At 51.1% G+C, this 12,519-nt stretch carries 12 protein-coding genes and 1 pseudogene; 8 read left to right on the top strand and 5 right to left on the bottom strand.

Annotation, left to right across the window (positions count from 1 at the left end):
• Positions 1-10: 10 nt before the first annotated feature.
• Positions 11-256 carry an exodeoxyribonuclease VII small subunit gene (locus ccrud_RS05005; RefSeq protein ID WP_066565133.1) on the top strand — a complete coding sequence of 82 codons (246 nt, stop codon included), beginning with the start codon at positions 11-13 and terminating at the stop codon, positions 254-256.
• Positions 257-275: 19 nt separating this feature from the next.
• Here ccrud_RS05005 and ccrud_RS05000 read toward each other — a convergent pair whose 3' ends face one another.
• Positions 276-710 carry a MarR family winged helix-turn-helix transcriptional regulator gene (locus tag ccrud_RS05000; protein WP_066565132.1) on the bottom strand — a complete coding sequence of 145 codons (435 nt, stop codon included), beginning with the start codon at positions 708-710 and terminating at the stop codon, positions 276-278.
• Positions 711-785: 75 nt separating this feature from the next.
• Between ccrud_RS05000 and ccrud_RS04995 the strand changes: the two genes are divergently transcribed.
• Positions 786-1,967 (top strand): MFS transporter, encoded by a 1,182-nt coding sequence (locus tag ccrud_RS04995; RefSeq protein ID WP_066565131.1) that lies wholly within the window; start codon positions 786-788, stop codon positions 1,965-1,967.
• Here ccrud_RS04995 and ccrud_RS04990 read toward each other — a convergent pair.
• Positions 1,964-2,545 carry a DUF4245 domain-containing protein gene (locus tag ccrud_RS04990; RefSeq protein WP_074025414.1) on the bottom strand — a complete coding sequence of 194 codons (582 nt, stop codon included), beginning with the start codon at positions 2,543-2,545 and terminating at the stop codon, positions 1,964-1,966. The two genes, ccrud_RS04995 and ccrud_RS04990, sit on opposite strands and share 4 nt — an antisense overlap.
• A gap of 171 nt (positions 2,546-2,716) precedes the next feature.
• On the opposite strand from ccrud_RS04990, the gene glpX reads away from it, so the two are divergent.
• The 5 genes and pseudogenes from glpX (at position 2,717) to ccrud_RS04965 (ending at position 8,034) form a co-directional block, all read left to right on the top strand.
• On the top strand, positions 2,717-3,721 hold the full coding sequence (glpX, locus tag ccrud_RS04985) for a class II fructose-bisphosphatase (protein ID WP_066565129.1): 1,005 nt from the start codon (positions 2,717-2,719) through the stop codon (positions 3,719-3,721).
• Positions 3,722-4,122: 401 nt separating this feature from the next.
• Positions 4,123-5,370, top strand: coding sequence for a C4-dicarboxylate TRAP transporter substrate-binding protein (locus ccrud_RS04980; RefSeq protein ID WP_082868787.1), 1,248 nt, complete (start codon positions 4,123-4,125; stop codon positions 5,368-5,370).
• 24 nt (positions 5,371-5,394) lie between these two features.
• Positions 5,395-6,033: a TRAP transporter small permease gene (locus tag ccrud_RS04975; RefSeq protein WP_066565128.1), complete on the top strand. Its 639-nt coding sequence runs from the start codon at positions 5,395-5,397 to the stop codon at positions 6,031-6,033.
• Positions 6,030-7,259, top strand: a pseudogene (locus tag ccrud_RS15665) (TRAP transporter large permease); the annotation flags it as partial. The gene ccrud_RS04975 and the pseudogene ccrud_RS15665, both read left to right, overlap by 4 nt.
• 31 nt (positions 7,260-7,290) lie before the next feature.
• On the top strand, positions 7,291-8,034 hold the full coding sequence (locus ccrud_RS04965) for a CaiB/BaiF CoA transferase family protein (RefSeq protein WP_082868786.1): 744 nt from the start codon (positions 7,291-7,293) through the stop codon (positions 8,032-8,034).
• Positions 8,035-8,083: 49 nt separating this feature from the next.
• Here ccrud_RS04965 and ccrud_RS04960 read toward each other — a convergent pair whose 3' ends face one another.
• Complete coding sequence (locus ccrud_RS04960) at positions 8,084-8,854, bottom strand: GntR family transcriptional regulator (protein ID WP_066565126.1); 771 nt, start codon at positions 8,852-8,854, stop codon at positions 8,084-8,086.
• A gap of 195 nt (positions 8,855-9,049) precedes the next feature.
• Here ccrud_RS04960 and ccrud_RS04955 point away from each other — a divergent pair, with 195 nt between their 5' ends.
• Positions 9,050-10,459: a class II fumarate hydratase gene (locus tag ccrud_RS04955; RefSeq protein WP_066565125.1), complete on the top strand. Its 1,410-nt coding sequence runs from the start codon at positions 9,050-9,052 to the stop codon at positions 10,457-10,459.
• Positions 10,460-10,499: 40 nt separating this feature from the next.
• On the opposite strand, the gene ccrud_RS04950 is transcribed toward ccrud_RS04955, so the two are convergent.
• The gene (locus ccrud_RS04950; RefSeq protein WP_066565124.1) at positions 10,500-11,651 is read right to left on the bottom strand and encodes a hypothetical protein; all 1,152 of its coding nucleotides are present in this window, start codon (positions 11,649-11,651) and stop codon (positions 10,500-10,502) included.
• Between the two features lie 78 nt (positions 11,652-11,729).
• Entirely contained in the window at positions 11,730-12,383 is a 654-nt protein-coding gene (locus tag ccrud_RS04945) for a GntR family transcriptional regulator (RefSeq protein WP_066565123.1), read from the bottom strand.
• Between the last annotated feature and the right edge of the window lie 136 nt (positions 12,384-12,519).

Below are 12,519 nucleotides of genomic sequence, written 5' to 3'. Positions count from 1 at the left end.
AGATATTAAAATGACCAATCCAGATATTATTGGTTCCGGCAGCGGCAACGACTCTTTTGAATCTGTTGCACAGCTTTCCTACGAACGCGCCCGCGATGAGCTCGTGGAAATTGTTAAAATTTTGGAGCTCGGCCAAATGGGCCTCGATGAATCTCTCAAATACTGGGAGCGTGGCGAAGCCCTAGCCAAGCGCTGCGAAGAGCATCTCGCCGGCGCCTCAGCGCGCGTCGAGCAAGCCTTAAAGACCGCAGAATAACGCTTATCGACGGCTCCTTTTAGGACTCCATAACCGCGATGAACGGTGTTAATTCGGGTTCATCGCGCAAAATATTTAACACTACTTCCAAGGACGCATCATTTGTTGGTGTTGCGTCCTCCAGCAATTCACTGCCAAAAGTGGTGATATCGGTATAGATTCCGCGACGATCCGTCGCGCAAATATACCTTGTGAGCAGTCCGCGCTCCTCTAATCGCGAGACCAACCGAGTCGTTGCACTTTGACTTAGTGCCACAGACTTAGCAAGTGCCGCCATGGTGAGGTGACCATCTTCCCCATCATGTTGCCGGCTCAACACTCTGAGCAATGAGAACTCCCGCACACTGATTCCGTGGTGTGCCTGTAAATCCTTTTCTACATGAGTCTCAATCCGGTCATGGATAACTTTGAGCGCACACCACCGTTGCGCAAGTCCGGTTTCCATCTTTGTCATGGCTCACCTCCTCAAATCTTCTTCAATAATACTAACACTTGCAATATCACGCGCCTGCAACTAAATTCTCCTTGCATGAGCGAATATAACGCGCCTGCAAGTAAATCCATTCAACTCACCGCTCTAGCATTAGGCGTATTCGCTGTAGGGGTCACTGAATTCGTTCCAGTCGGACTCCTCCCCCAAATTGCGCACACCTTTGAAACCTCCATCCCCGTTACTGGTTGGGTAATTTCTTCCTACGCAGCCGGAGCCACGATAGGCGCCCCAATCATGACACTGCTCAGCATCAGGCGCCCCCGAAAGCAGATGCTGCTCTTTTTAACGATGCTGCTTATTGCCGGCAACCTCCTCTCCGCCCTAGCACCCAACTTCGCCCTTCTTATCCTGGGACGCGTCATCACTTCGTTCACCCACGGCGCATTCTTCGGAATCGGCACCGTTGTAGCCGCGGAGCTCGCAGCACCTGGCCAACGAGGCGCCGCCGTAGCCTATATGTTCAGCGGAATTTCCCTGGCCAACCTCATCGGTGTCCCAATCGGAACATGGATCGGCACAGTAACAAATTGGCGCACTACATTCCTTATTATCGCAGCCCTTAGCGCGTTCACAACCGCGGCGATCGCCTTATTCATTCCACATCTACACTCGCCCAAAGATGTCAACATCAAGCGAGAAATCAAGGCACTGCGTCACCCACAAGTAATTCTTGCCTTACTAATGACCTTATTCGGATTTGGTGGCGTCTTTGCAGCACTCACCTTCCTCACCCCCATCATGACCGAGGTAGCCGGCTTCTCCGAAAACTCCATGAGCTGGATTTTGATCATCGTCGGAATTGGCATGTTCACAGGAAACTGGACAGGTGGAAAGCTCATAGATCGCTCACTAATGCACACAGTGCTCGGAATGCTGCTTCTTCTAGCAATCTCACTATTCGCACTGACATTCACTGCCCATAGTTCTTTACTGTCGCTAGCCACAGTCTTCTTTATAGGATTCTTCGGCATGGCCACCATTGCACCCCTACAATCAGTGGTCCTCGAATATGCCTCCGGCGCCCCAACGCTGGCGTCTTCACTCAACATTGGAGCGTTCAACTTAGGAAACGCGATCGCTGCCTGGTTAGCCGGTGCGACTATTTCCACTTCCTTAGGACTCGCATCCGTTGGAATAGTTGGAGGCCTCATGACTTCATTCGGCTTAATCCTGGCGATTATCGCCTTGGGTTTGCGTCGAAAAGCATCTCTAAATTAGTTGGTTGGCAGTGGCTGCGTAGCGGCAACAGCACTCAGAAGTTCATTGAACTCCTCATCTGTTGCTGCTCCAGAAACCATCACGCGAGCATCGCCCAGATCCATCACCCGCAGATCACGCACATCAGATTCTTGAGAGGTATAAATACCCACTGGATGCCCATCAAGATCATAAGAATCAGAAAGATCACGCCAACGAGAGTCATATCCAACAACTGAATCTTCAATGTTTTCACCAGTTTGGGTCAGCTGAATATAGCCTTCCTGCGCGGTGACATATCCAATTACTGACGCAGGGGAATCATCCACCATGGTGCGTCGAGCTGAATTTGTAGTCCAGCCTTCAGGAGTTTCTGGCAAACGGGTGGCATGATCATCAGCCATCGCGCGAGCTTCCATGGACATAAAAGTAGAAGCATCAACTGACGGTACTTGCCCATTTTCTGGGGTTCCGGTGTTGAATGAACACATTCCCGTAAAACCCACCGCTAACAACATGATGATTGCGGACACCACGAGCGAGATAATCATGTCTCGACTGCCATCAAATATTTTCGGTCGTTTCTCAGCCACTCGCATAGTATGGCATGACTTTGCCCCCAGTCCCCCTTTTGGGTGTCCAGAAACCAAAACTACGGACACAAAAGTGCAACAATGGATAAAGTGCGGGTGAAACACCCAAGCGTCGATACTTCAATAACGCGCCTAGTTACCCTAGGTCGGATCAAGTGCCCCCAGGAGGCCCTTCACATGAACCTTAACGCCGAAATGCCGGACCGTAACCTCGCAATGGAACTGGTGCGAGTTACGGAAGCTGCAGCCTTGGCTTCCGGACGCTGGGTTGGACGCGGTATGAAAAACGAAGGTGACGGTGCCGCTGTCGATGCCATGCGTCAACTCATCAACTCTGTAGCCATGCGCGGCGTCGTTGTCATCGGTGAAGGCGAAAAAGACGAAGCTCCAATGCTGTATAACGGCGAAGAGGTCGGAACCGGCTTTGGCGCTGAAGTAGACATCGCAGTTGACCCAGTTGATGGAACAACCTTGATGGCCGAAGGCCGTCCCAACGCAATTTCCGTACTTGCAGCTGCCGAGCGTGGCTCCATGTACGATCCTTCCGCAGTTTTCTACATGAAAAAGCTGGCCGTTGGACCTGAAGCTGCTGGAAAGGTTGATATTGAAGCTCCAGTTGCACACAACATCAACGCAGTGGCAAAAGCCAAGGGCATCAATGCTTCCGATGTCACCGTTATTGTCCTTGACCGCCCTCGCCACATCGAATTGATCTCTGACATTCGCCGTGCAGGAGCAAAGGTTCGTCTCATCTCTGACGGCGACGTTGCAGGTGCAGTTGCAGCAGCACAGGCTTCCAACTCTGTAGACATGATGATGGGCACTGGTGGTACCCCAGAAGGCATCATCACCGCTTGTGCAATGAAGTGCATGGGTGGCGAAATCCAGGGAATCCTGGCGCCAATGAATGACTTCGAACGCCAGAAGGCAGCCGATGCAGGCCTCGAGCTCAACAAAGTCTTGCATACCAATGACCTCGTCAGCTCCGACAACTGCTACTTCGTAGCAACCGGTGTCACCAACGGTGACATGCTTCGTGGTGTCTCCTACCGCGCTAACGGCGCCACCACTCGCTCATTGGTTATGCGTTCCAAGTCTGGAACCATCCGCCACATTGAGTCTGTGCACCAGCTCGCTAAGCTCCAGGAATACTCCGTAGTGGATTACACCACTACTACCTAAACCTTTCCAGGGTTTTAGAGCCCCCTGTTACCTTTTCATGAGGTGACAGGGGGTTATTTTTATGCGTTCTTAAAAGTTACCAATATAGAATTGTGTCGACTTTAAGGGATAGTCGCCCAACTTCCAACATCACTCATTACCCCCAGAATTTATACAAACTCCCAGTCTTTAAAAGTTGGGAGTACACACAATGAATATTCCCATACACCAAGGTTGAAGCTTCTTTAGCTTAAATAAAAGACTACTCCCCGTTTTTATTCCCTGAATTTAGCAGCAAAAATATTAAGAGATGGGGGTAACATGATTCAAATAAAGTGAGGAGAAACACTTGTCTTAATATTGGGTCAAACTTAAACTGTCGACACATAATAGTTTTGGTTTACAACCCAAAGGGGAATCACATGGTTTCTGGTTTTACGTCAGCGCTCCACTCCCGCTGTATTAAGCGTGGCTTTTTATCCACAACTGCGCTTGTCTCCGCATTGGCTCTTACAGCTTGTGGTGGTGGCGGTCTAGCTGCTGAAGGATCCGCAGACCCCGGCGCCAACGTAGTGGTTAAGGCAAACCCACCATATGGTCCCGATCATATGATGAGCACGGCTATGACACAGTTCGGCGATGTCGTCTCTGAAGCATCCAATGGTGAGCTGACATTCGAGCATTACTTCGCCGATTCCCTCGTCAAACAACCTGAGGTTGCCACCAGCATCACCGGTGGAATCATCGATCTTGGCTATCTAGGAATGGCCTACACTCCCGCGTCTTTCCCAATTGATGCTTGGGCAGCCCAGCTTGGATACGGCGGCGATGATCGACCTGTCGTGGGTCTCCTGGCCAATGCCGCTGCTGCCATTGAATGGGCATATAACCACCCTGAGGTATCTAACGAACTAAGTGACCAGGGTATTTATCCGCTTATCCCACGTTTCCAAAATCATGATAACTACCAGATGCTTTGCAAAGAGCCCGTGGAATCTCTCGAAGATACACGCGGTAAACGAGTCCGTGTCGGTGGCGAAATGTACTCCAAGGCAGTCACCGCTCTAGGAATGACTCCCGTAACCCTGTCCGGCGCAGAAATTTATGAAGGCTTTGAACGTGGAGTCGTCGACTGCTTCGTTGGCGCAGAACCCGACATGACTGGCCTTGGCCTCTGGGAAATTGGAAAGAACTTCACCAAGGTCGATTTCCCTGGTTGGAGTTCTATCTCCCTAGCTTCCTCCAATAACTTCATGGATTCCCTGACCGCAGAGCAAAAAGCTGCTTTCGACGATAACCGCGCTGAATTCCTCAAGATCTACTACACCGGTTACTTCGATGAACAGAAGCGTTTCCACCAAGAGCAGGATGCCATGGCACTGAATTACCACGAGCCAGCGGCAGATCTACAGCAAGCGTTAGATTCCCACTTCGCACAAGTTCGCCAGGACATGATTGATAACCCACCAGCAGCAGTCTCTGATTCCAATGCGGCAGTCACCGAATACGAGCAGCTCCGTGAAAAGTGGGTCGGCATCGTCGAAGACCTTGGCTACGACGGCGGATACGCCAATCACCAGGATTGGGCAACATCCCTTGGCACAGATTCTGTAGATCTCCAGCCATGGGCAGACAAGCTCGATGAAGAAATCTTCAACACACTCTCCTAATCCCGCAACCATTAAAGGATAGACATGAGTAGCACACTTAAGACTCAGGCAGAGCAACCAAGTTCTTTGATCCGTGGAATTGATCTATCGGTCAAAATCCTCATCCGTCTTTCCATTGTCTTAGGTGCGGTGGCAGCCTTTGGAATGGTTATAAATGTGTTTTTGGATGTGGCATTACGGTTCGGCCTCAACATGCCAATTCAAGGCACCAACCAGTTTGTTTCCTTCTGGTGGATGCTTCCACTCGTCTTCTTTGGGATTGCAGCAGCACAACACTACGGTGAGCATACCGATCTCCCACTCGTCTACGAGCGTCTCACTCCTCGCGGACAGCAAATTATGTCCATCGTGGCATTAACATTCACCGGCATTTTCGTATTAATGATCGGTTGGGCTGGTTTCAACAATGCTCTCGAACAGATGTCTGTGGGAGAGTATGACTCCTCCACCGGTGTCACCGTGTGGCCTCCTCGCTTTGCGATCCCACTAGCCTGCCTCGCTTTCTTCCTCGTCGTCGTCGCCAACATCATCCAATTATTAGTCAATAAAGACGCCGTACTTTCCGCTGAAATGGACGCTACTGGTGAAGAAGCTGATGTATTGGCAGATCTAGAAACACAACTGGTGGCAGAAGACTCTTCTGAAAGGAGCACAAACAAATGACTTTAGCAGTGCAAACAAAACCGACACCTAGCGTCGAAAATGCAGCTTTAGGCTCTCTTAAAAAGTCCAGCAAACCTACGTCAATCACGCTAACCATCATGGCCGTCATTCTCCTCGGAGAAGTAGGGCTGATTTTCTCAGGTCTTTTGACCACAAAATATCAAGTAGCCGGTGTTTGCCTAGTTTTGCTCCTCACCCTGATGGCCTGGAAAGTTCCTATCGCCGTCGCCATGGGCATCGCTGGAATCCTCGGTATCTGGCGCATTAGTGGATCATCAGTAGTAGAACGCAGCCTGGTCGATCTCCCTGCAGCCAATGGAGCAAGCTGGTCACTTTCAGTCATTCCCATGTTCATTTTCATGGGTCTGCTGCTATGGAAAAGTGGAGCCACAACACGCATTTTCGATGCTGCACGTGCCTGGCTAAATTGGCTGCCGGGTGGACTTGCAGTTACCACCAATATGGCCGGTGCAGGTTTGGCCGCTGCCAGTGGATCTACCATTGGCATTGCTTATGCGATTAGCCGAATTGGTATCCCTGAAATGTTGAAATCTGGATACGACAAGCGCCTGGCCCTGGGTTCTGTGATCATGGCAGGCCTTCCTGGTCAGCTGATCCCACCTAGCCTCTTACTGGTAGTTTATGCCGGAATTGCAAACCTTCCGGTTGGCCCACAGTTGCTCGCCGGTGTTATTCCCGGAATCCTCCTGGCCCTAGTAGTTAACGCAGCTATCATCATCTTGGCCATTGCATTTCCATCAGTTGCTGGAGAAAAATTACCTGCTGTTGGATGGAAAGCACGTTGGGTATCACTTGGCCAGGTCTGGCCTTTGCCAATTCTGGTCACAATCATCCTTGGTGGCATGTATGGCGGCTTCTTTACCGCCACAGAAGCTGCAGCAGTCGGCTGTATCGGTGCCATACTGATTGCTATGGCGTACAAAGGCCGCGAGTTCCTATCCACCATCGGTAGCGCTCTTGCCGGAACCGTTTATGCCACCGGCGGCGTGTTCTTCCTCCTGATTGGTGCAGCATTTGTCACCCGAATGCTGGCGTTAAGTGGCATCCCATTCCTGTTCACCGAGTGGATCGAATCCATGGGACTATCCAGTACCCAGTTCGTCATCGCAGCTCTCATCATCATGATCGTGCTTGGCATGTTTATGGACCCCATCTCACTGATGCTGCTCAGTGTTCCTGTGATGCTCCCTACACTGAATGCGCTAGACGTAGACAGGCGAACGCGGCGGACACCCAGTGCGCACCGGCATCCCTGTCGGCGACCTGGCTGCAGGACTGCACGCCGTCATCGGCATTTTGGCAGCACTGCACAACGTCAAAGAAACCGGCCAAGGAGAATTCATCGACATCTCCATGCTCGACTGCCTGGTGACAATGCTGTCCTACCAGGGCACTTACTACCTAGAATCTGGCGCTGTACCGGGACTCCAAGGTAGCGGACACGATGCGATTCCTACTTACCGCCAGTTCACCGCCGGCGATGGGCGCGACATTGTCACCACCGCTAACACCGAGCGTATGTGGAAGGCCATGGCAGAGGTGCTGGGACACCCAGAGCTTCTTGAAGACCCTCGCTTCACACTCAACCGCGATCGACTGAAAAACAAAGAAGCACTGTGGAGCATTATCGAACCGGCATTCCTTACCAAAGAAGCCGCAGAATGGGTCCGACTTTTCAACGAAGCTGGCATCCCAGTAGGAATGGTTAATACCCTTGACCTAGCTTTGACTTCCCCACAAGTCTTGCACCGCGACATGGTTGTTGAACTTGCAGATGACAACGGAACTTCCGTGAAGACCCTCGGCAACCCAATTAAGCTATCTCGTGCTCCTCGCGGTTCGGATACCTTCCCACCAGCTCTCGGTGAGCACACTGCCGACATCTTGCAGACTGTGCTGGGCAAAACCCCCGAGGAAATCGATAACCTACTTTCCGCAGGCATCGTGACAGCGCCACTGCAAAAGGTTTCGGTGGACTAGAAGACTAAAAAGGTGGCAGGGATACTTCCCTGCCACCTTTTCTCATGCCTTAAGACATATTCCAATTCCGCGGATCATCTTTAGTCAGAGCGAGATACGCATCTCGGATAATCCCCATGGATAAAGCCTTAGCTAGCTGTCCGTCACGGCGCTCAAAAGCAAGCAACAAGCGCTCATGATCTCGCGTAGATTCCTGCATCCTTCCAGGTAATGTCATTGACTTTCGACGTAAACGCAGGCTAGATAAGCCAACAGAATCAATAAATCCAGCAACAATACTATTGCCAGCAATGTTCGTAGCAATTTCTCCCATGGTGATATTCGCCCAGAAAAACGCATTTACATCGTTGGCTTCACAAGCTTGAACCATTTGCGAGATCTTTTCCCGCACTGGCTCTAAATCATTACCTGACCAGTTATTACACACTGCCGCAGACATATAACCAGTGAGCAATGCTCGCGCGTGATAGAGCTCTTTAATTGAAACATCATGGACTTCAGAGACCCGTGGCCGACGGCGCGCGGGAACTTCCACCATCCGGTGCTTTTCCAAAAGCAATAATGCCTCACGGACGGGAGTTCTACTGGTGCCAAATTGCTTTGCTAATCCAACAGAATTCACTTCATCACCAGGCAAGAGTTCACCTTCAATGATCCGCATACCGACGTCTCCGGCGATTTGAGCGACGAGAGAATCTTCACGATCTCGCACTCCCAAACTACGAACCAACAAAGCGCGCATATTGTCACGGAATAGTTCCTGATTCGCAGCATTATTAGTCAAAGACACTGCGCCCGAAAGATCTTCAGAATCATGCATTATGACCCCTTTTTTTGGTTGAGTTTGTTGCAAAATATAAGGAAAGAACACTCTAACTCAGTTTAGCTACGAAGTATTTAAGACCTCTCTTTAGGGAGCTACCCCACTTTTGGTGGGTACCCTGGTGTTTATCACTTACGAGGAAGGTAAGCTTGTGACAGCCGATTTAATTCTCAGTAAGAAATGAGTGATTTCATGACCGAGCAGGAATTCCGTATTGAACACGACACCATGGGTGAAGTGAAGGTCCCAGCAAAGGCTCTGTGGCAAGCACAGACTCAGCGTGCAGTGGAGAACTTCCCGATCTCTGGTCGCGGTCTGGAATCTGCACAGATCCGTGCAATGGGCCTGCTGAAGGCAGCATGTGCACAGGTAAACAAGGATTCTGGTGCGCTGGATGGCGATAAGGCAGATGCCATCATCGCAGCAGGCAAGGAAATCGCATCCGGTAAGCACGATGCAGAGTTCCCAATTGATGTGTTCCAGACTGGTTCCGGTACTTCCTCCAACATGAACACCAATGAGGTTATCGCTTCCATCGCGAAGGCTAACGGCGTTGAGGTTCACCCTAATGACCACGTGAACATGGGCCAGTCCTCCAATGACACCTTCCCAACTGCAACTCACGTTGCTGCAACCGAAGCTGCTGTCAATGACCTCATTCCAGGCCTGAAGGTCTTGCACGAGTCCTTGGCTAAGAAGGCGAATGAGTGGGCTGAGGTTGTAAAATCCGGCCGTACCCACCTCATGGATGCTGTTCCAGTTACCCTAGGCCAGGAATTCGGTGGTTACGCTCGCCAGATTCAGCTTGGTATCGAGCGCGTTGAGGCAACTCTTCCTCGCTTGGGCGAGCTGGCAATCGGTGGCACCGCTGCTGGTACCGGTATCAACACCTCCGCTGATTTCGGCGGCAAGGTCGTTGCTGAGCTCATCAACCTCACTGAGGTCAAGGAGCTCAAGGAGGCTGAGAACCACTTCGAGGCTCAGGCTGCTCGCGATGCTCTTGTTGAGTTCTCCGGCGCAATGCGTGTTATCGCTGTTTCCCTGTACAAGATCGCTAATGATATCCGTCTGATGGGCTCTGGCCCACTGACCGGTCTTGGCGAGATTCGTCTTCCAGATCTGCAGCCAGGTTCTTCCATCATGCCAGGCAAGGTCAACCCAGTTCTGTGCGAAACCGCTACCCAGGTTTCCGCTCAGGTTATCGGCAACGATGCAGCTGTTGCATTCTCCGGTACCCAGGGCCAGTTCGAGCTCAACGTGTTCATCCCAGTGATGGCTCGCAACGTGCTTGAGTCTGCTCGCCTGCTGGCTAATACCTCCCGCGTGTTCGCTACCCGCCTTGTAGATGGCATCGAGCCAAACGAAGAGCACATGAAGCAGCTCGCTGAGTCTTCACCTTCCATCGTCACCCCACTGAACTCCGCAATCGGCTACGAAGCTGCTGCGAAGGTCGCTAAAACCGCTCTGGCAGAGGGCAAGACCATCCGCCAGACTGTCATTGATATGGGCTTGGTTGATGGCGTGAAGCTTACGGAGGAAGAGCTGGACAAGCGCCTCGACGTTCTCGCTATGGCTCACACCGAGCGCAAGAACAACTTCTAGTTTGTAAAAAGGGAGGAGACTTTAAGTCTCCTCCCTTTTTTTACATCCCTAAATCGCGCGGTTTTCCGAAATCACCGAAATCCCCAAACCCGCCCTGTTGGAGTCTCTCCATCAAGTAGGGGTCTGGGCGGACTTCGATGCCGATGGCACCAGCAGGTGGCGCGTCGAAAGAATTTTCTTCCCACTCCGCCTCCATTTCAGGAGAGACGATGCGGTAGTCGGTAAAGGTAATCACCTGATTGTCATGCAGCATGTGCAAGCGCGGGCTTATCGACGTCGGGTTCCCGAGGCCAAAGCGCATCGCAGTTCTTACCATCGCAGTGATGCCATTCATCAGGTTTTCACCAGTGGAAATAGGCCGTGCGATTAACAGGTCACGATCTGGAACAGCAAAAATCACCCCATCGCTCTGATCCAAATCTGGTGCCCACTTAGCGAGCAGATCGCCAAGGAACAACGGAGCACTACCGAGGTAATACGAGTTGGATTCAAAGGTCCAAAATGATGAACCTTCGCTGTCTGATTCGGCGTCGACGAAGGTAACGTCCACGGACGCGTCGTAAAGCTCCTGCCAAGTATTGCGATCCGCAGCCCGCTCTAGGGCGCCGAGGTCATCAAAGCGCTCGAGCTCTTTGAGCGGCTGGATGCGAATAGCATGCTCAGTATCGAGCACCAGCGCAATCGACATATCAGAAGTGAAAGTACGCAAAATGGAGTCATCGCGGATTTTGCTCTCAATAGTTAAGCCATACTCCGCCAGCTCATCATTTTCACTTGGTGTTGGCAACAACCGAAGGCGCAGTGCCTTATAAAGGTCCGCCGTGGAAAGATCCTTCAACGTCGCATCAGCAAGGGTGCCGTGAACGAAATTCTCCACCAGCTCAGGCAATTGATCAAAATTTTCCAGCCCAGCCGCATTCATTGCGAGCGTACGCAATGAAACATGCGCTGCCCCACCATCAGCACGCTGCACCATTGCGGAATGACCATCGATATTAATGTGTGCATCCTGCAGCGCAAAGCGGTATTCCAATTCTTGGCGCAACATATTTGCGCGTGAACGATTCAACTGTGGCAGATCTGTATCCGGCAATAAATCTGCTGAAGTAAGCCGACTTTTAGAATCCCGTTCTGGATCGCCACTATGACGATCTTTTCTTTCCTTTTTACGACCAAAAAATCCAAATGCCATGGGGTGAGCCTCCTTCCCTGGCGCTACAACCAAGATCTCGCTGGTTGTGACACTTAAGGCACCTATCCTAGCGTAATTCTAATTTTCTGGTAGATGCTCAAAAAGATCACGGCGTGAGTATTCAAAGTATTTTTCCACGTACTTTTCCGCCTCCTCAAATTCCTTGGCAACCAGATACTTCAAGATCTGATGATTCATTTCCACATAGATGCTGTGAAAAGTTTCCACATTGTAGGTAGCCATGAAGCCAATGCGTGCAAGCGCCAACACTTTTCGGGCATCTGCAGATAAACGTGCCACCCCCGCCAAATCCACAATGGCCAGGTGAAATGCACTATTAGCGGACCCAACAGTCTGCCAATCCCCCACAGCATTTGCTGCTGCACCCCGCTCATAAGCTTCCCGCATTGTATCCAATGATTTCTCAAGGATCTCAGACTTGTGGCGCGCTGCACGAATTGCAGAGATCTCTATAAACATGCGATAGGCATACAGATCTTCAACATCTGCCCGTGTAAAAGTATGGACAAAAACACCACGGTTAGGGATGTGATCAACCAATCCATCCCGCATCAACACTCGGAATGCTTCCCGCAGGGTATTTCTAGAAACACCTAGTTCCTCCGCCAGCGCAACTTCTGAAAGCCGGGTACCTGGGGTGAGTTCTCCCCGGTCAATCTTTGCAGTGATGCGCGCCGCCAAATCCAGAGATACTGCAATTGCCTGCGTCATGTCGCTGATTTTAGTAGATCAACTATCAGCGGGGGTGGTTGGGCTTGATCCGCACCTCAATATTGAACAAAAAGATTGTGTGGCACAACACATTCAGTCTAAACTCATCCTCAGCTCACCAAGATTGTTCAACAAT

Source organism: Corynebacterium crudilactis (assembly GCF_001643015.1).
Classification (GTDB): domain Bacteria; phylum Actinomycetota; class Actinomycetes; order Mycobacteriales; family Mycobacteriaceae; genus Corynebacterium; species Corynebacterium crudilactis.
This window is presented reverse-complemented; position numbering and strand designations above follow the sequence as displayed.